General features: G+C 53.6%; 19 protein-coding genes and 1 pseudogene. 14 read left to right on the top strand and 6 right to left on the bottom strand.

What is annotated here, in order from left to right; all coding sequences use genetic code 11:
• Positions 1 to 24: 24 nt before the first annotated feature.
• The gene (locus ACYVHB_RS30230) at positions 25 to 1,416 is read right to left on the bottom strand and encodes an arginine deiminase family protein (RefSeq protein WP_461055780.1); all 1,392 of its coding nucleotides are present in this window, start codon (positions 1,414 to 1,416) and stop codon (positions 25 to 27) included.
• Between the two features lie 270 nt (positions 1,417 to 1,686).
• Between ACYVHB_RS30230 and ACYVHB_RS30225 the strand changes: the two genes are divergently transcribed.
• The 11 genes and pseudogenes from ACYVHB_RS30225 to ACYVHB_RS30175 all read left to right on the top strand — a co-directional run bounded on the left by ACYVHB_RS30225 (position 1,687) and on the right by ACYVHB_RS30175 (position 11,153).
• Positions 1,687 to 2,352 (top strand): Uma2 family endonuclease, encoded by a 666-nt coding sequence (locus ACYVHB_RS30225; RefSeq protein WP_461055765.1) that lies wholly within the window; start codon positions 1,687 to 1,689, stop codon positions 2,350 to 2,352.
• Positions 2,353 to 2,646: 294 nt separating this feature from the next.
• A pseudogene (locus tag ACYVHB_RS30220) lies at positions 2,647 to 3,459 on the top strand (ice-binding family protein); the annotation flags it as partial.
• 132 nt (positions 3,460 to 3,591) lie between these two features.
• On the top strand, positions 3,592 to 5,595 hold the full coding sequence (locus ACYVHB_RS30215; protein WP_461055779.1) for a beta strand repeat-containing protein: 2,004 nt from the start codon (positions 3,592 to 3,594) through the stop codon (positions 5,593 to 5,595).
• A 206-nt stretch (positions 5,596 to 5,801) separates the two neighbouring features.
• Positions 5,802 to 6,566, top strand: a complete 765-nt coding sequence (gene sufC, locus ACYVHB_RS30210; RefSeq protein WP_461055764.1) for a Fe-S cluster assembly ATPase SufC — start codon at positions 5,802 to 5,804, stop codon at positions 6,564 to 6,566.
• A gap of 80 nt (positions 6,567 to 6,646) precedes the next feature.
• On the top strand, positions 6,647 to 7,972 hold the full coding sequence (gene sufD / locus ACYVHB_RS30205) for a Fe-S cluster assembly protein SufD (RefSeq protein WP_461055763.1): 1,326 nt from the start codon (positions 6,647 to 6,649) through the stop codon (positions 7,970 to 7,972).
• Between the two features lie 145 nt (positions 7,973 to 8,117).
• Positions 8,118 to 9,356, top strand: coding sequence for a SufS family cysteine desulfurase (locus ACYVHB_RS30200; RefSeq protein ID WP_461055762.1), 1,239 nt, complete (start codon positions 8,118 to 8,120; stop codon positions 9,354 to 9,356).
• A 21-nt stretch (positions 9,357 to 9,377) separates the two neighbouring features.
• The gene (locus ACYVHB_RS30195) at positions 9,378 to 9,584 is read left to right on the top strand and encodes a hypothetical protein (RefSeq protein ID WP_461055761.1); all 207 of its coding nucleotides are present in this window, start codon (positions 9,378 to 9,380) and stop codon (positions 9,582 to 9,584) included.
• A complete protein-coding gene (locus ACYVHB_RS30190; RefSeq protein ID WP_461055760.1) occupies positions 9,572 to 9,865 on the top strand; it encodes a type II toxin-antitoxin system RelE/ParE family toxin in 294 nt (97 codons plus the stop codon). Before ACYVHB_RS30195 ends, ACYVHB_RS30190 begins: the two co-directional genes overlap by 13 nt.
• A 1-nt stretch (position 9,866) precedes the next feature.
• A complete protein-coding gene (locus tag ACYVHB_RS30185; protein ID WP_461055759.1) occupies positions 9,867 to 10,304 on the top strand; it encodes a SufE family protein in 438 nt (145 codons plus the stop codon).
• Positions 10,301 to 10,615: a DUF59 domain-containing protein gene (locus ACYVHB_RS30180; RefSeq protein WP_461055758.1), complete on the top strand. Its 315-nt coding sequence runs from the start codon at positions 10,301 to 10,303 to the stop codon at positions 10,613 to 10,615. Before ACYVHB_RS30185 ends, ACYVHB_RS30180 begins: the two co-directional genes overlap by 4 nt.
• A gap of 106 nt (positions 10,616 to 10,721) precedes the next feature.
• The gene (locus tag ACYVHB_RS30175) at positions 10,722 to 11,153 is read left to right on the top strand and encodes a BrxA/BrxB family bacilliredoxin (RefSeq protein ID WP_461055757.1); all 432 of its coding nucleotides are present in this window, start codon (positions 10,722 to 10,724) and stop codon (positions 11,151 to 11,153) included.
• Between the two features lie 90 nt (positions 11,154 to 11,243).
• On the opposite strand, the gene eboC is transcribed toward ACYVHB_RS30175, so the two are convergent.
• A complete protein-coding gene (eboC, locus tag ACYVHB_RS30170; protein WP_461055756.1) occupies positions 11,244 to 12,119 on the bottom strand; it encodes a UbiA-like protein EboC in 876 nt (291 codons plus the stop codon).
• Between the two features lie 84 nt (positions 12,120 to 12,203).
• Positions 12,204 to 13,136, bottom strand: coding sequence for a TatD family hydrolase (locus ACYVHB_RS30165; RefSeq protein ID WP_461055755.1), 933 nt, complete (start codon positions 13,134 to 13,136; stop codon positions 12,204 to 12,206).
• 186 nt (positions 13,137 to 13,322) lie between these two features.
• Here ACYVHB_RS30165 and ACYVHB_RS30160 point away from each other — a divergent pair, with 186 nt between their 5' ends.
• Entirely contained in the window at positions 13,323 to 13,997 is a 675-nt protein-coding gene (locus tag ACYVHB_RS30160) for a DUF4136 domain-containing protein (protein WP_461055754.1), read from the top strand.
• Between the two features lie 6 nt (positions 13,998 to 14,003).
• Complete coding sequence (locus ACYVHB_RS30155) at positions 14,004 to 14,660, top strand: hypothetical protein (protein WP_461055753.1); 657 nt, start codon at positions 14,004 to 14,006, stop codon at positions 14,658 to 14,660.
• A 40-nt stretch (positions 14,661 to 14,700) separates the two neighbouring features.
• Here the strand turns inward: ACYVHB_RS30155 and ACYVHB_RS30150 are convergent, their stop codons facing one another.
• The 3 genes from ACYVHB_RS30150 to rpsU form a co-directional block, all read right to left on the bottom strand.
• Positions 14,701 to 15,381 carry an EboA domain-containing protein gene (locus ACYVHB_RS30150; protein WP_461055752.1) on the bottom strand — a complete coding sequence of 227 codons (681 nt, stop codon included), beginning with the start codon at positions 15,379 to 15,381 and terminating at the stop codon, positions 14,701 to 14,703.
• 41 nt (positions 15,382 to 15,422) lie between these two features.
• Entirely contained in the window at positions 15,423 to 16,322 is a 900-nt protein-coding gene (locus ACYVHB_RS30145; RefSeq protein WP_461055751.1) for a tyrosine-type recombinase/integrase, read from the bottom strand.
• 281 nt (positions 16,323 to 16,603) lie between these two features.
• Positions 16,604 to 16,801, bottom strand: a complete 198-nt coding sequence (rpsU, locus tag ACYVHB_RS30140) for a 30S ribosomal protein S21 (protein WP_186740679.1) — start codon at positions 16,799 to 16,801, stop codon at positions 16,604 to 16,606.
• 55 nt (positions 16,802 to 16,856) lie between these two features.
• On the opposite strand from rpsU, the gene ACYVHB_RS30135 reads away from it, so the two are divergent.
• Complete coding sequence (locus tag ACYVHB_RS30135; RefSeq protein WP_461055750.1) at positions 16,857 to 17,795, top strand: Ppx/GppA phosphatase family protein; 939 nt, start codon at positions 16,857 to 16,859, stop codon at positions 17,793 to 17,795.
• Positions 17,796 to 17,929 lie beyond the last annotated feature (134 nt).

Raw genomic sequence — 17,929 nt, 5'->3', positions numbered from 1 at the left:
GCGTCAGATTCGGGGATGCGACCATCAAACCTCATCGCGCAGCAACGGCAAACTCATGCAGTGGCTGCCACCCCGCGCCCGGCTTAGCTCGGCCGACGGCAGCATGATAAACGTGTTTTCGATGGTCTCCGGCGACGATTCACCCCGCTCGAACCGGTCCAGCAGATCGGCGGCCCGGACAATGTCGAACCCGGCTTCGCGGAAGGCATCGGTCGTTTTCTGGTTGCGGTCGTAGCCCACCACCACGCCGTCTTTGAGGGCCAGCAGGTTGCAGGAGTCGGTCCACTGCTCCCGCGCCCCGAACGGAAACTCGTTGTTGCCCGAATAGATAAACTGCACCGGCTCAGTAGCGCCGAGGTCGTTCTTGCTGATGTCGGTGAGCAGGTCTTCGAGGTTTTCGATCTCGATGGGTTTGTGCTCCAGACCCTTAATAAACTGCATGATCTTCAGGTCTTCGGACACGTCTTTGGGTGCGAAAAAATGAATCACGTCGCGCTTCCTGGCTTCGTCGCCGGTGCGGGCCAGCGAACCAAGCAGCACCCACACGTTGCGCTTCGCCTGGGTGAACACCGTGTCGATGTGCATGTAATCGCGCTTTTTGGGAATCTTGATGATGGTGACGGTATCGACTAAGTTTTTGGCAAACACCAGCCGCATTACCTGCTGAGCCGCGTAGAGCGTGGTCCGTTCGCTGACACCCACAATCAGGTGCCGTTTGGCAATCATCATCACGTCGCCCCCTTCGAGCGTTGAGCGGGTTACGTCGCGGTGAACCTCGGCGTCGGGCAGCAAAAAAGCGTGTTCGTTGTCGGGTATTTCAATGATCTTATTTTGGTAATCGGCAAAGAGCGGGTGGTTAAAGAAGATGTACTGCATCAGCAGCGCTTCGCGGGTGCGGGCCAGTTTGGCGGGCTTGTTGAGCAGGATATGATCGTTGATGACGATGCCAATGTCGCGCGTGAAGATGAAGTTGGGCAGGGGCGAAAACAGCATCGTCTGGTCGGGCAGCGAGCCGGAGATCATGATTTTGGCCAGTTCAATGGGATCGAACTGGTTGAGCTGATGCTGGGTGCGGAAGGCCGTCCGTTCGATGCCGCAGATGGCCGCAATCAGGCGGGTACGGATTACTTCATCGGCCAGAATATCGGAGAGCAGATTCTGCACGTCAACGACTTTGTCGGACCGGAAGTAGTCGGCATGGTCGGGCTTGTAGAAGTTACGATCAGAGTCGGGTCCGAGGTTGGCTACGTTACCGCGTACTTTATCGGGGTCCAGAAAATACAGCAGAATTTTGACGTAATAATCGTATTCGTCCCGGCGCATCATGTCGAGGTGAACAATGTCTTCAAAGAGCCAGTCCTGCGCTTTTGAGGGCACCACCTTGCCGAGTCCCCGGTCGGGGCTGTGGATAAGCATACGCCGGAGCGTCCCGATTTCGGAAGACACGTTGATGCAGGCGGGTGGTATAGTGGGTTTTTCGCCGGGCGACGCGGCAGTCGGCAGGCTGGTTTCGACGGTGAGTTTTTCGGTATTCATACTGACAAATAAACCTGCATTTAGGGCCGGTTTGGGGGTGCAAGGTACGGTTTTGACCGGGGAAAAGGAAGGCAATACCCGTTGGCGATGCGCCGTGGCGACTACCGAAAACAAATTGTACTTTACAGAATCACTGAAAAAACGTGCCTGATGATGGTTGCCGACGTTAAACCCCCGCTCACCAACGACGAACTGCTGGCCCTGATCAATGTTGATGGATTCTACCGTTTCCCGGCCTCAATCGACGACTATTGGAATTTGCTGAGTGAAGCTCAGTACCGCGCCGATTATTACGATTACCACGTCATCGCCACCATGAGTTACGAGAGTGACATTCACAGTCGAATTGCCACGGAATTCAGCATTCTGTTAGGGTTGATCTATCGAAACAAACCCGGATTTCTGATGTACAATAGCAACAGACCTCTCTACGTAGAAACTTACTCTGGTGCGGGCACGGGGCGGTCCGCCGGTGCGGGCTTTAACGCGGATGGTATGGTTGTATTAATGCCGCGAAATCCACATGAGTATCGTCCCGGCCTTGGTGCCGAGACAACGCCCGTTTTACTAATCGAAGTATTGTCACCGAGTACACGGGCATACGATTTCGGCACCAAGCTACCTGCCTATAAGCAAATACCGTCTCTGCAAACGATTTTATACGTGGAGCAGGATAAACCTGACATTCTCGTGATGGAACGGCAGGCCCCCAACCGCTGGACCGAAACCCGCCTGCAAGCCGCTGATGAGTCGTTTTTAATAGCCGGGCAGCCGGTTACGCTGGAGCAGATTTACCGGGCGTTTATGTGTAGGTAGGTATCACCCCGTTTGATGTTGAAGGAAAAGGCCGTGTGTTGACACGGCCTTTTTTTGCGTTGACGTAAGTTGGTGGCTCTGGCAGCTTGAGTAATACTACCAGCAACAGCAATCTGGTATTCAGTATTTACCAGGAGAAATCAGTTGAATTAAATGGTCATTGGCACACAATTTGACAAGCCAGTACGCTCAGTTATTTCGTTGGTTTTCAGCAAAACATTCTCCTGTCTACTACTGAAACCCTCGAATAACGACTCATTCACAGCGTAAATCATCTGCTAACTAATTGATGGCATGGATTTCGACCAGGAAGTTGATGCATCTCAGTTCTCAGGGAGCTTTACTCGAACGAACGTTTTGACCCCGTTTTGGCTAAATAAACTACCTATGGTTACTACTTTACCTATATGGTTCACACGCGCGAGCGCTCTTATCCGGTACAAAGGTGGAGCGATTGGTATATTGATGATTCTGTTTTCATTAACATCGTTACATACAGCAGCCCTGGGGAACGTATTGGGGAACCCCAAGGGTAATAAGGCACGGCTCAACTCAGGCCCGGACTTAGGTACAGCTTCCGGTTTTGCCCTGTTCACTGCGGCTGGCGCAATTGATAATACCGGAGCAACGGTGATAACGGGTGACGTTGGGACCAAAGTGGGTGCAATTACTGGACTTACTCAAGCACCGGCAGCACCGGGACCAGGGAGGGTAATTGGACAAATTTTCCCAGAGCTTAGTCCACCATCAGCGCAACCAGCGGCAGATGTGGTGGCTGCGTACAACTCGTTGAATTCGGTGGCCTGCGGTACTACAATTCTCCCCGAACTGGCTGGTCTGACTCTTGCTCCGGGTGTTTACTGCCAGCCTTCTGCCATGGCCACTTCGTTGAATGGAACATTAACACTGAGCGGATCAGGCGTATTTATCATCAAGTTGAACAGCGCGTTAACGACGGCCACGAACTCAAGCATCGTGCTGACAAACGGGGCCACAGCCAGCAACGTATTTTTCCAGGTCAATGGAGCGGTCGATGTAGGCATTGACGCTTCTTTCAGGGGCACTATATTGGCCAACGGCGCTATCAGCTTATTAACGAGAGCATCGCTTGAGGGTAGAGGCCTTTCAATTGCAGGGGCAATTAATCTGGACAATAATAGCGTTACGTTAACACCCCTCTGTTGCTTAAGCCTCACAGCAGCACCCAGTGCATGCCAGGCTGCTACTAATCTGTATACGGTGACGGGTACGGTTAGTTTCACCAGCACCCTCGCCAGCAGTCTGACGATTACGGATGGCACCGTTTCGACTACGTTCTCCGTCACGGCAGGCCAGCCATCGGCTACCTACACGCTGGCGGGTCTCAACTCGGGTACGGGTTTGCGTACAGTCACGCTGACCTCATCGGCAACCACCTGCGGAGCCGTGTCTGCAACCTACACCGCTCCTGCCAGTTGCACAATCGGCATCGCCCTGAGCGTGACGCCGGGCAGCAACCAGACCGCCACCAATCAGTATAACATCACAGGTACGCTTTCGCTGACCAACGCGGTAGCCGGAACAGCTACTATTACCGACGGGGCCACCTCTACCACGGTCGCGGTTACCGCCGGGGCCACGTCGGTGCCTTATGCGCTGAGTGGATTAAGCAGTGGCACGGGTAGTCATACCGTCACGGCCACTTATGCGGGCCTGACCACCAGCGTCACCTACACCGCTCCGGCAGCTATCACGGCGACTCCCAGCGTCGCTATTGCGTTGAGTGTGACGCCGGGCAGCAACCAGAGCGCCACTAATCAGTATGACATCACGGGCACTCTCTCGCTGACCAATGCGGTGGCCGGAACGGCCACCATCACCGACGGAATGACTTCCACCACGGTGGCTGTCAGCGCCGGAGCCACGTCGGTGCCGTATGCACTAAGCGGTTTGAGCAGCGGCACGGGCAGCCACACCGTTACGGCTACCTACGCAGGCCTGACCACCAGCGTCACCTACACCGCTCCGGCAGCTATTACGGTCGATGCTGTTGCCATTGCCCTGAGCGTGACGCCGGGCAGCAACCAGAGCGCCACTAATCAGTATGACATCACGGGCACCCTTTCGCTGACCAACGCAGTAGCAGGAACAGCTACCATCACTGACGGCGCGACTTCCACCACGGTCGCGGTTACCGCCGGGGCTACGTCGGTGCCTTATGCGCTGAGCGGTTTGAGCAGCGGCACGGGCAGTCACACCGTTACGGCTACCTACGCGGGCTTGACCACCAGCGTCGTCTACGCAGCCCCCGCTTCCATCACGGCCATTGCACCAACGCTCCAGCTCGAACAGTTCGTCAGCCAGTCCAGAGCTGTAGTTGGGGATGTACTGACGTACTCATTAGTGCTAACCAACCCCGGCTCCACAACGGCAGCCACCATTGTGAGTAGTTCGCTCAGCAGCGGCTCGACCTACGTAGCCGGATCAGCCACCGTGCCCGCGGGCACAATCTTTACTCCGGGCAGCCCAACCAGCTCATGGACCGTACCCAGCATCGGCGCTGGTCAGAGTCTGACGCTTACGTTTCAGGTCGTCGTCACCAGCACCGGCATCCTCTATAGCACAGCCAGCATTCCGGGTGATACCGCCAGTGTTTGCACCAGCATTCCCGTTAAAATCTGCGTGGGCGAGGAGTTTACCTTTCAACTGACGGCCCCGCCCGGCCGCAGCAGCTACCAGTGGTCGCGCACCGTCAACGGAACGACGACCGTACTGGTGGGCCAAATTACCAACGTACTCAATGTAACGGCCGTTGGTGAGTATAGCTTAGTCGTTGACAATGCCACGGGCTTATGCGCTGATTTCTCGTGCTGTCCGTTCATCGTTGAAGCCGACTCAGTGGCTTCTTTCTCATTAGTTGCGCTGGCCCCCACCTGCCAGGGACCGACTTCGCTCACCAACGGGCAAATCACGCTAAGCGGCTTAGTCAGCACCACGGCAACAGCCTACACCTATCAGTTGGTGCAGGGTGCTACTTTTGAAGGAGGCATTCTGATAACGCCGACGCAACAGGCCCTGCTGCCTACCGGATTACTGAGCAATTCGCTGGCAGCGGGCACCTACACAGTGCGAGTTTACAATGCACTGGGTTGCTTCCGGGATGTAGTCATCAGTATTCCACCCGCCAACTGCCAGTGCCCGGCTGATGTGTGTACCCCATTCGTGATTACTCAAACCAAACGCGGACCACGCGTTGGGGGTTGATCGTCTGCACTCTACCATTTTACTACAAAAGGCCTGCCGAACGTTCGGTGGGCCTTTTGTGCTAAATGGAGAACTGACTGATGACGAACGATTAAGCGAAAGCGAGGTCAACTTTTAGGCGCCTGATTTTGTTATCCTACCAAAACAGATCCCAATTCGTCTGTTACCTTTGTAGCTTACTCTGTGCCGATCCGATACAACCTATTATGTTATCAATCAATAATTTACAAGCCTCAATCGGCGATAGACAAATCCTGAACGGGTTAAATTTAGACGTTAGAGCCGGTGAGGTTCATGCCATTATGGGTCCCAACGGTGCTGGCAAAAGTACGCTGGCTTCGGTATTAGCCGGCCGCGCTGATTATGAAGTGACGGGCGGCACAGTCCTGTTCAACGGACAGGACCTGCTCGATATGGCTCCCGAAGAGCGGGCGGCCGAAGGTATTTTTCTGGCCTTTCAGTACCCGGTCGAGATTCCGGGCGTGAGCACGACCAACTTCCTCAAAACGGCGATGAACGAAATTCGTAAGCACCGGGGGCAGGACCCGCTCGATGCCGTGCAGTTTCTGAGGTTGATGAAAGAGAAAATGAAACTTGTCAATATCGACCAGTCGCTGCTGAGCCGGTCGCTGAACGAAGGATTTTCAGGGGGGGAGAAAAAGCGGAACGAAATTTTTCAGATGGCTATGCTCGAACCGAAATTAGCCATCTTGGACGAAACCGACTCGGGCCTGGATATTGATGCGCTGCGCATTGTTGCCGAAGGCGTAAACACCCTGCGGTCGCCGGAGCGGGCTACCATCGTCGTCACCCACTACCAGCGTCTGCTCGACTACATCATTCCTGATTTTGTTCACGTCCTCTACCAGGGGCGCATTGTGAAGTCGGGTCCGAAAGAACTGGCCCTTGAACTGGAAGAGAAAGGATACGATTGGATCAAAGCCGAAGTTGAAGCCAGTGCCAGTGCATAAGTTTTTAAGTATGTGAGTTTTTGAGTTGAACGGCTCCCAAAAACTCACGCACTGAAACACTTGAAAACTAACAAACAAATATGACTCCCTCTTACGCATCATATAACGAGTTTAAGAACCAGTTGCTGGCGGCTTTCCAGTCGAATGAGGATCGCATGAATGGAGAAAGCAAAACTCCGCTGCATCAGGTTCGGCGGGCAGCTTTGCATCAGTTCGATCTGCTGGGCTTCCCCACCATTCGGCACGAAGAATGGAAATATTCCAACGTGGCCAACCTGCTCAAAGAAGCGTTTGATCTCGACAACACCTCCACGCTCACCGCCGACGACCTGACCCCGCTGCAAATACCAAACCTTGACGGCAACATTCTCACGTTCGTCAACGGCCTGTACCGATCCGATCTGTCGCGCATTGTCAGCCCGGCCGATCAGGTGCAGATCAGTAGTTTTGCCGAAGCTGCCAAAGCCAATCCCGACTTTATCGGGTCACATTTTGCCCGCTACGCCGACTACCAGGACAACGCATTTACGGCCCTCAACACGGCAATGGCCAATGATGGCGTGGTAATTCAGGTGCCCGCCAACACCACCGTTGAGCAACCCATTATCCTGCGTTTCATCAATGATGCCCGCGAGCGGAACATTGCCTCGCAGCCCCGTAACCTCGTTATCGTTGGCAAGAATGCGGAGGTGATGATGGCCGAATCGTACCGGACGCTGGGCGGGCGCACCAGTTTCGTCAACGTTGTTACCGAAATTGTGCTCGACCGCGACGCCCGGATGCAGTATTACAAAGTGCAGGATGAAACGGATCAGGCCTACCACGTTGGCACGACGCAGGTGAGCCAGTCCGATAATACCCACTTCTATTCGGCAACGGTTACGCTCAATGGCAACTTCGTTCGTAATAACCTGAACATCGTGCTGAACGGACAACATGCCGAAGCTTTCATGTACGGCCTGTACATGCCCAATGGCCGTCAGCACGTTGACAACCACACGCTTGTGGACCACGCCATGCCCAATTCATACAGTAGTGAACTGTACAAAGGCATTCTGGACGACCGGGGTACGGGGGTATTCAACGGTAAAATCTACGTCCGGCCCGACGCCCAGAAAACCAACGCCTACCAGTCGTGCAAGAACGTAGTGCTGTCGTCGGGCGCGTCAATGAATACTAAGCCGCAGTTGGAAATCTACGCTGACGACGTAAAATGTTCGCACGGCACAACGACCGGTCAACTGAACGACGAGGCCCTGTTTTACATGCAGTCGCGCGGCATTCCGAAAGACGCGGCCCGGACACTGCTGCTCTACGCCTTCGTGCAGGACGTGGTGAGCCAGATCAAAATTCAGCCCATCCGCGAGTACCTGGAGGGCGTTGTGGCGCAGAAATTGGGCGAGTAGCTAATGAGTAATGGTTAATGATGAATGTATAATGTCGCCTTATCACCTACGCATTATACATTCATCATTGGCCATTATTCATTTCCATACAGCACCTTTCCCTCACCCGTTTTGTTGTTTCTATAGCACATTTTCGCTACTTCCCATGCAATCGGCCATAGATAACACCCTCGACATTGAGCAAATCCGTAAAGACTTTCCGGTACTCGACCAGCAGATCAACGGTCGGCAATTAGTGTATTTTGACAACGCGGCTACCAACCAGAAACCGCTGCCGGTTATCAACGCGCTGACCCGTTACTACGAAGGATACAACGCGAACATTCACCGGGGCATTCACTACCTCGCCGAGCAGGCAACGGCCGCGTTTGAAGCGTCGCGCCGGGCTATTCAGTCATTCCTGAACGCGAAGCATTGGGAAGAAATCATCTTCACCTACGGCACCACCGACGGCATCAACTTAGTAGCGCAGAGTTACGGCCGGAAGTTTCTGGGCGAAGGTGACGAGATCATCATTTCGACGATGGAGCACCACTCCAACATCGTTCCCTGGCAAATGCTCTGCGAAGAGCGCGGCTGCGTGCTGCGGGTGATTCCGGTCGATGACAATGGTGAGTTAATTATTGAGGAATACGAAAAACTACTGTCGGAGCGCACCAAGCTGGTTTCGGTCGTTCACGTATCGAACTCGCTTGGCACCATCAACCCCGTTAAAACCATCATTGACATGGCGCACGGCATTGGGGCGGTCGTGCTCATTGACGGGGCGCAGGCCTCCTCCCACCTCGACCTCGACGTGCAGGCGCTCGACGCTGATTTCTACGTTTTCTCGGCTCACAAGCTCTATGGCCCAACGGGTATGGGTGTTCTGTATGGCAAAAAAGACCTGCTGAACAGTATGCCACCGTACCGGGGCGGGGGCGAGATGATTAAGGAAGTTACCTTCGAGAAAACGACGTACAACGACCTGCCCTATAAGTTTGAAGCCGGAACGCCCAACATTGCCGACGTGGTGGCCGTGAAAACCGCTTTGGAATACATGGCTGAGTTAGGCAAAGAGAACATTGCGGCCCATGAACAGGACTTGCTGCGGTATGCCACTGAGCAACTGAGCGAACTGGATGGACTGCGAATCATTGGTCAGGCAAAAGAAAAGATTGGCGTCGTGTCGTGGGTCATGGACGGGATTCACCACCAGGATACGGGCGTTATTCTGGATCAACAGGGCATTGCTGTTCGCACGGGGCACCACTGCTGCCAGCCACTAATGCAGCGCTTCGGCATTGCCGGAACTACGCGGGCGTCGTTTGCCGTTTACAACACCAAAGACGAAGTTGACCGACTCGTGACGGGTATTCGACGGGTACAGAAAATGATGTTGTGATATAGTTAACTGTTGACGATTATGACACCGGTAGCGACCAAAGTTTTGTTGAATAAAGATCAGGTTCTGGATAGCTTCAGACAGCTACCTGACCGTATCTCTGCCGATGCGTTGATTGAGCACATTTTGTTCATGCAAAGCGTTGAAGATGGAATTCAGCAGGCTGACTCCGGGCAAACTACATCGCATAAAGATGCCATGCGCGAAATTCGTTCATGGAAGAAATAACGTTGGTCTGGGCTGATAAAGCAAAGGAGCAGACTCGCGATATATACGGCTATCTATATGACGGTAACGCAACGTATGCGGCAAGTTGGGCCGACGAAATAGAGCGTAAGTTGGATAATCTGCTTACGTTTCCTGAAATGGGGCGAATTGTGCCGGAGTTTAATGTCTCGTCCATTCGGGAAGTGTTCGCTGGACAGTATCGAGTTGTCTACACATCTCAGAATAATATCATTACGGTTGTTAGTGTGTGCTCGATGCAGCAACCGCTTGGCAAGATTTAACATGACTATTAACGAGAAACAGGACGAGATCATTGAAGAATTTGATCTCTTCGATGATCAACTCGACAAGACGCAATACATTATTGACCTCGGCAAAAAACTGCCGCCCATGCCCGAATCGGTCAAGACGGACGAAAATCGAATCATGGGTTGCCAGTCGAAGGTGTGGGTTGATGCTGAATTGAAAGGCGATGGACTTTATTTTTACGGCGATTCGGAGCAGACCGCTCAAATATCGAAGGGCTTGATTAGCCTGCTGATTCGGGTGCTGTCGGGTGAGAAACCCGAAGCCATCGCCAACGCCGATTTGTATTTTATTCCCCGCGTCGGCATGGGTAATCTGATTACGTCGCTGCGGGCCGGTGGGCTGGCGTCGATGATTGACCGGATGAAAGCCTTCGGGCGTGCCTATGCCAACCAAACCGCCACCCAATCATGAACGACGAAGCCGAATTGAAAGAACAGATTGTTATGGCGCTTAAGGGCGTATATGACCCCGAAATCCCGGTGGACGTGTATGAACTGGGTCTTATTTACGACATCAAGATATTTCCCGTCAACAACGTGTATATCCTGATGACGCTTACTTCGCCCTCGTGCCCGTCGGCGGGAGAAATTCCGAGTGAAATTGAAGAGAAAGTGCGGGCCGTACCGGGTGTGAACGATGTGAGCGTCGAGCTGACGTTTGATCCGCCCTACTCCACCGAGCTGATGTCGGAAGTAGCCAAATTAGAATTGGGTTTTATGTAAAAATAGTCGGTCAGTTGAACAGTCTGCCAGTCGGTTCGTGTTACTGGTTTACCTGGCTGACTGTTCAACTGACCAACTCACCAACTGTATAACTATCTAACTGATTATGTATCCTCCTCATTTAGTTGCCCCGATGCGGGAAGACCTGACCAGCGTTGGGTTTCAGGAATTGACCACCGCCGAAGACGTGGTGAACACGATGGAAAACGCGCAGGGCACTACGCTCGTTGTCGTCAACTCGGTTTGCGGTTGCGCGGCTGGGGCAGCCCGGCCGGGTGTGAAAGCGGCTTTGGCCCTTAGCCCGGTTAAGCCCGACCAGATGGTGACGGTCTTTGCCGGTGCCGATCTGGACGCGACGGAGAAAATGCGTGAGTACCTGCTTCCGTATCCTCCGTCGTCGCCTGCCATCGGGATTTTTAAAGACGGCGACCTGGTTCATTTCATTGAGCGGCACCACATCGAAGGTCGGTCGGCCCAGATGATTGCTCAGCACCTCGAAATGGCGCTGGAAGAGTTCTGCGCACCAGCGAATGCGTAATGGAATGCCGAACCTCCCGGTTCGGCTGTGGAATGGCCAGTTTAACAAACCAAGCTATTCCACAGCCGAACCGGGAGGTTCGGCATTCCATTACGTCACGGCAAACACCTTGGCCAGCAACCGCGATAATGGTAGCAGGCAAAATACCAGCAATGCCAGCGGAAAATTGGCGAATGCCGCTACCCAGGCCGCATTCATAACGATGAGCGAGAGAACCCCCGCCCGCACGGCTGAGCCAATGTTTGGGCCGATGGGTTCGCGTACGGCCCGCCACAGGGGCGGAAAAATGTAGTAGCCAAACAGAAATACAAACGGAAAAGCCGTACCCAATTGCCCTTTCCGCTGCGCCATTGCCGCCACGCACCCGATCACGAGCGCATACAGCAATCCGGCAACCCGTAGCGTAGCTGGACTTCCACCATGCACCTCGCCCCGGCTGATCATGGTAATAGCTGCGATGTACGCGATTGGCACCATCCCTACCCACGCCAACGGCATGACCTGATCGGGCAGGATGCTTACGCCCAGCAACAGATTCAGTCCCCGGCACAGGCCCATGTTCAGCGGTCCCAGCAGTTTGTTGTGCTTGCCAAACCGGTCGTACACCAGCGATGCAACGGCAATACCGATAGCCAGCAGTCCCGCCGTTTGGTTAACCATAAACGACGCGGCAATTCCAATCACCAGCAACACAATACCTAAGCCAGCAGCCGCGCCTTTGCTGACTATACCACTTGGAATCGGCCTTTCCGGCCGCTCTATAGCGTCTAATTCTGCATCGAACACATCATTAAACACGACGCCACCACCATACAAACCAACCGTTGCCAGACAAAGCCAGCCTACCGGCGCGGGAACGGGTGCCGGGTCCTGGAAGTAGCCCGCAATGGCCATCCCCGCCAGCACATCGGCAATGGCCGTAACGAGGTTAGCGGGGCGGGTAAGGGAAAGGAGTGCTTTAAGCATAACGTAATGAGCGAATGGGCGAATGAGTCAAAGAGCGAAAACTAGCATAAGCAATTTTCGCTCTTTGACTCATTCGCTCATTCGCTATTTAATGATTGTCGCTTCTTTATCAATCCTCGGAGCCTGCCCACCTCGTAATACCGAACTGCCGTTGAACCGCTGACTCTGGTCGATGTCCATCGGCTGCGTGAGATCATCGAGACTCAACTGACCGCTTTGAGCGAAGGCTGTGACCGCGTTACTGAAGGTAACGAGTTTGATGGCCTCGTCCGAAATACCGTGCTGTTTCATCAGGGCGGCCGTTTTCGGTACGGCCAGCGGATCGCTGACGCCCCAGTCGGCGGCTGAGTTAATCATGATCCGCTCGGGACCATACTGCTTCACGATCTCCACCATGCGCTCGTTACCCATCTTCGTAAATGGGTAAATGGTAAACCCGGCCCAGAAACCCCGGTCCAGTACTTCACGCACCGTTTCCTCATTATTATGATCCACGATGACCATGCTGGGGTCCAGCCCGTGCTCAATGGCGAGGTCCATGCTGCGGCTGGTGCCCTGCTTTTTGTCGCGGTGGGGCGTGTGAATCTGCACGGGCAAACCCGCTTCCTTCGCTAATTCCAGTTGGGCACGGTAGTATTTTTCCTCGGCGGGTGTCTGATCGTCAAAGCCAATTTCGCCGATACCCACCACGCCCTCTTTGTAGATGAACAGCGGCAGGATTTCCATAACCTGTTCGGCCAGTGCTTCCTGATTGGCTTCTTTAGAGTTCAGTCCAATCGTGCAATAGTGCCGGATGCCGAACTGCGAGGCCCGAAACCGCTCCCACCCCACCAGTTGGGCGAAATAATCCCGGAACGAGTCGACCCCGGTGCGGGGTTGCCCCATCCAGAAGGCCGGTTCGATAACGGCTATTACACCCGCATCGGCCATTGCCTGATAGTCGTCGGTGGTGCGGGAAATCATGTGGACATGCATATCGAAAAATGACATGCCCTGAATGGACTCCATAAAATTCATAACTGGTGTTGCAGTAAAGAGAATTGGCGACTTCTGGCCAATGTACAAAGTTCCGTAAAAATACGGCGCTGACCGGCATGATTGTTCCAAGCACTTTCGGATCATATTCTCACTATTGCTCCTCCTTATTTGTGCAACCTTATGAATAGTCTATTCGTTTTATAGACAGCACAACAACACTCAACTATGAAAACGCGTAAACAACAAATCATTAACTGTCTAACCAGCGCAGTCCTACTGCTAACGGTTGGCATAGGGCTGGTCGGTTGCCGGGAAAACGCAATTGACGGCCTGACACCAGCAGACCAGGCTGTGTACATTACGAACCGGGACCGTAGCGTCGATTTCACGCAGTACCGCACTTTTGGCCTGCCCGATTCGGTAATCGTCGAATCAAACGACCGCTACAGCCCGTCGCTGACGACGACCGAAAGTCAGTTCGTTACCAGCGTGGCTAATGAGCTAACGGGGCGTGGGTTTCAGCGGGTTAGTCAGGGTCAGACTGCCGATATGGGTGTGGCTGTGATTCGGGTGAACAACCGGTACACGGGCGTTGGGGTAAATCCGTACGGTTCGTTCTACTCTAATTACTGGGGCGGTGGCTTCGGCGGTTTTGGGGGGTTCAACGACCCATTCCTGTTCCCGAGTTACTACACGTATCAGGTCAGCGACCGCTACTGGGAAATTCGGATTGTGGATTTAAAAAACCGAACGACCAACGTGACCAATCCCGATCAGGAGCAGCTCCGGGTCATTTACAGCGCCACCGTTCGTGGGTCAGACGTTGCGGACGGCACTGCGGCTCAGCAGGCAGTTACGACCTTATTCAGTCAATCACCTTATTTACGGGTTAGCCGGTAATTCAGTATGAAACGCATCGTTGCATCAATTTTCCTGCTGGCGCTGACTACAGCCGCGCAGGCTCAGTATCGAAACGAGTCCGGCGACATTCTTGCCTCGACTTTCGACCGATACGTTACGTTTAATCTATCAGCCCGTTACGGCGTGACCATGCCACTGGGTGGTCAGAAAGGGTACATCGACCGAATCTCGCCCGCTAATCTGGCTCTGGAGGGCGAATGGTTATTTCCGCAGCGATTCTCGCTGGGCATAAAAACGGGTTACCAATATAACCAACAGCGGAAAGCTCGGGAGGTCTATGAGCTTGGCGATGAGTCGGTATCGGCGGTGCAAACCCGGACCCTGACGGTGATTCCGGCGATGGTGTCGGCGTCGTATTATTTTGCTGAAAACTCAGCCGCAATTCGGCCCTACGTGCAGGTAGCCGGGGGCGGGGCTTTTGTGGATTACACCAATTTCTACGGCACACTGGCCGACCAGAAAACCGATTTCAAAGGAGCTATCGCCCCGGCGATTGGCTTAAAGTTTTACGGCCAGCGCGACAAGAAGTTTGGGGCCGAAATTCAGGCGCAGTACCAGAACGTGTTTTTCCATTATGATCTCCTGCGCAACAGCAGTCCATCGCTGATGCTCTCGGCCGGGCTTGTGTACCGGTGGTATTGATGGGGTCGTAGCATGGACGTCGGTATGCCGCACCACCATGCTACGACCCCATCAACCGCTCAATACCAGGCGGTAAACTGCGCCCGGCGGCCCGGCGTTCGGCGGCATAATCCGCCAGCGTCTGGGCCAGCCGGGCGTTTTTGCGTTCGTCCAGACCAATGATCTGCGTCACGTCCTTGTCGGTGAAAAACGCTTTCAGAATCATCTGATTCCAGGCTGCTTCGTCAAAGTAATCAGCCGGATATGGGTTGTGGAGCATGATCGCGGACTGTACGTCGGCAATGTTATTCCGAATGCCTTCCGTCGCCTGAAATCGCCAGGCTTCGGGAAACGACAGGACCGGCAGGGCCGAGTAGAGCGCTACCAATTCGTTGAGTTCGCCAGCCCTGAATAGCTGCGTGATGGTATTGATGTAGGTCGTTTGGTCATCGGCGGGCAGTTGGAGCAGCCACCACACCCGCGCCAGCCGGTCCATTGTCCAGCCTTCGACGCTGAAACCGGGGCGAATACGCTGGAACGCAAACAGGATGTCGGCGGGCACGTCGACGGACCGTTTTCCCACGAATCGGGGCATGGCGGTGAAGACCCGGTAGAACGAACTCGTCTGCGGATTCTGGTGGTATAAATCAATCTGCTGACGTAGGTAATCGACAGCTTTTTGAGCGTCCGGTTGCTGTTCAATCAGATAAAACAGCGTTTGGCTCATGTTGGCAATATTCATATCGCAAACTTTGCCAAAGTTAAGGACTTTGGCAAAGGTGTTTATTTCTTCGCTTTCGGATGGGCCTGATCGTACGTTTTTTTCAACTGTTCTAAGCTGGTATGCGTATAAATCTGCGTAGCCGCCAAACTACTGTGGCCCAGCAGATCTTTGATGGCGTTGAGGTCGGCACCCCGGTTGAGCAGGTGCGTAGCAAACGAATGGCGCAGGACGTGCGGGCTTTTCTTTTCCAGCGTCGTCACCAGCGTGAGGTAGCGCGTTACAATACGTTGAATCAGAACCGGGTAAGCGGCAACGCCTTTATCACTCACAATCAATACGTTCTGATCCGCTTGCCCACTAAATTCCTGCTCTTTTAGCTGAACATACTGCTGAACTAAGGCAAACAGCGGTTGGGTCAGCGGGATAATGCGATGCTTGTTGCGCTTGCCGAGCACCTGTATCGTTTTATCGTACAAATTGACATCCACCGTTTTCAGGCCGATCAATTCACTCAACCGGATACCAGTGCCGTAGAGCAGTTCAAGCACTAATTTATCCCGAACTCCGGCAAACGTATCGGGGAAATCAACGTCCGTGAGCAACATCTCCATTGGCTTCTCCTCCACGTAAACCGGCAGTTTCTTACTTACTTTCAGCGCTTGAATCTTCGTTGTCGGGTCCAGGTCAATTACCTTCCGGCGCAGCAAAAAACCGAAGTACGCCCGCAACGTGGCTATTTTTCGGTTCACCGATGATTTATCCAGTTCAGCCTCCACCAGACTCACCACCCATGAGCGGATATGCCGGAAGTCGGCACGTTCGGGCTGGGCGATGTTGCACTCGGTGGTTAGAAACGCGCTGAACTGTGCCAGATCGTTACCGTAGGCCGTCAACGTATGGTGACTGAGCCGTTTTTCGTACCGGATGTGTTGGAGAAAGTCTTCGGAGGGGGTGTTCATGCGGTCTGAACCAGGATTTATATGATTCCGATAATTGACAGAATCATTCTTGCAAAGCTACTCGTGAAAATCGTCCAAATCCTGACAAAATCGGGCGGGGCTGCCTACGGTTCGCCGTTGCGACCGTCCGCGGCTGCGCTGCGGTTCAGGCCATAAAAAAAGCAGCAAACATGCCTGCTTGCTGCTTCGTGCCTTTGCGGATGTATCAAATTCGCTGACTGCGCAATCAACGACTCTCTAACCAACCGCGCTCCACCGTCAACCGTGACCTGACCGGCCTCCTATTGCTCGGTGTGATTGCCGTACATACGCTCTTTGTATGTGGCCTTAATAACTTCCATGCGACGCTTTACCGACGGTTTTTTGAAGGCCGTCCGCGACCGCAACTGCCGCAACACGCCCGTTTTCTCAAATTTCTTCTTGAAACGCTTGAGGGCTTTGTCAATCGACTCGTTGTCTTTTACGTTAATGATAAGCATGTTGTAAATATTGTGTTTAGCTAAAACGGGTAGCAAAGATAGTAGCTTTGCCCACATGAAGCAAGCCATCATCGACTTAGGAACTAACACGTTCCACCTGCTCATCGCCGAAAAACAACCCAACCAATCCTACACGACGCTTTTCCGCGAAAGCCGTCCCGCCAAAATAGGACAGGCGGGTATCAACCAGGGATTCATTACCGAAGATGGCATTGAGCGGGCATTAACCGTTTTGGGCTATTTCCGCCAGAAATTAGACGAGTTCGGCGTGGTGCCGGAGCAGATCGTAGCCACCGGCACGAGCGCCATTCGCGTAGCCCGCAATCAGGCTGACTTCATCGAACGGATCCGGCAGGCGACCGGCATCCCAATCCGGGTGATTTCGGGCGATCAGGAAGCCGATTATATCTACCAAGGTGTTCGGGCAGCCGGGGCGTTGAACGACCAAACGGCACTCGTTATGGATATTGGCGGGGGCAGCGTCGAATTTATCCTGGGTAACGAATCGCGCACTTTCTGGAAACAAAGCTTCGAGATTGGCGGGCAGCGACTCCGCGAGCGGTTCATGTCAACCGATCCCATCAGCCCCGGCAACATCCGGCGGTTACACGACTATTTTCAGGAGCAACTGCTGCCATTGGCAAACGCAATTCATCAATATACGCCCACTGTGTTGGTCGGATCGTCGGGGTCGTTCGATACGCTGGTCGATATGTGGTTCATGCACGAGCGCGGCCACCTGCCCCCGCCCGACCAAACGGCGTTCGACTTACCCGTTGCCGAGTTTTACCGGGCTTATGAGCTACTCATAACCCGCGCCCATCCCGAACGAATGCAGCTACCAGGCATGATAGAACTGCGCGTCGATATGATTGTAGTGGCCGTTTGCCTGATCGACTACGTCCTGAAAACATATGATATTAGGCAAATTAGAACGTCGACGTATGCGCTGAAAGAAGGGATACTCGCTTCGCTCGCAATGAATAATGGCTAATGAATAATGTAAGCCTAAGGAGGCCTAAAACCTCATTATTCGCTGTAGGTAAGATTTAACGTGTCAGCACTTTTACCCCCGTCAGGCATTATCCATTCCACATTGTACATTCGGGGCCACCCGCACAGTCCATT

The sequence above is a fragment of the Spirosoma arcticum genome (genome assembly GCF_054779955.1).
This window is presented reverse-complemented; position numbering and strand designations above follow the sequence as displayed.

Bases quoted from the DNA above. Each gene is read 5' to 3' on its own strand.
- ACYVHB_RS30175 (WP_461055757.1), top strand. From the start codon at position 10,722: ATGTATCCTCCTCATTTAGTTGCCCCGATGCGGGAAGACCTGACCAGC.
- ACYVHB_RS30165 (WP_461055755.1), bottom strand. From the start codon at position 13,136: ATGAATTTTATGGAGTCCATTCAGGGCATGTCATTTTTCGATATGCAT.
- ACYVHB_RS30135 (WP_461055750.1), top strand. From the start codon at position 16,857: ATGAAGCAAGCCATCATCGACTTAGGAACTAACACGTTCCACCTGCTC.
- ACYVHB_RS30200 (WP_461055762.1), top strand. From the start codon at position 8,118: ATGCAATCGGCCATAGATAACACCCTCGACATTGAGCAAATCCGTAAA.
- sufD (WP_461055763.1), top strand. From the start codon at position 6,647: ATGACTCCCTCTTACGCATCATATAACGAGTTTAAGAACCAGTTGCTG.
- ACYVHB_RS30230 (WP_461055780.1), bottom strand. From the start codon at position 1,416: ATGCTTATCCACAGCCCCGACCGGGGACTCGGCAAGGTGGTGCCCTCA.
- ACYVHB_RS30195 (WP_461055761.1), top strand. From the start codon at position 9,378: ATGACACCGGTAGCGACCAAAGTTTTGTTGAATAAAGATCAGGTTCTG.
- ACYVHB_RS30145 (WP_461055751.1), bottom strand. From the start codon at position 16,322: ATGAACACCCCCTCCGAAGACTTTCTCCAACACATCCGGTACGAAAAA.
- eboC (WP_461055756.1), bottom strand. From the start codon at position 12,119: ATGCTTAAAGCACTCCTTTCCCTTACCCGCCCCGCTAACCTCGTTACG.
- ACYVHB_RS30155 (WP_461055753.1), top strand. From the start codon at position 14,004: ATGAAACGCATCGTTGCATCAATTTTCCTGCTGGCGCTGACTACAGCC.
- rpsU (WP_186740679.1), bottom strand. From the start codon at position 16,801: ATGCTTATCATTAACGTAAAAGACAACGAGTCGATTGACAAAGCCCTC.
- ACYVHB_RS30160 (WP_461055754.1), top strand. From the start codon at position 13,323: ATGAAAACGCGTAAACAACAAATCATTAACTGTCTAACCAGCGCAGTC.
- ACYVHB_RS30180 (WP_461055758.1), top strand. From the start codon at position 10,301: ATGAACGACGAAGCCGAATTGAAAGAACAGATTGTTATGGCGCTTAAG.
- ACYVHB_RS30150 (WP_461055752.1), bottom strand. From the start codon at position 15,381: ATGAATATTGCCAACATGAGCCAAACGCTGTTTTATCTGATTGAACAG.
- ACYVHB_RS30190 (WP_461055760.1), top strand. From the start codon at position 9,572: ATGGAAGAAATAACGTTGGTCTGGGCTGATAAAGCAAAGGAGCAGACT.
- ACYVHB_RS30225 (WP_461055765.1), top strand. From the start codon at position 1,687: ATGATGGTTGCCGACGTTAAACCCCCGCTCACCAACGACGAACTGCTG.
- sufC (WP_461055764.1), top strand. From the start codon at position 5,802: ATGTTATCAATCAATAATTTACAAGCCTCAATCGGCGATAGACAAATC.
- ACYVHB_RS30185 (WP_461055759.1), top strand. From the start codon at position 9,867: ATGACTATTAACGAGAAACAGGACGAGATCATTGAAGAATTTGATCTC.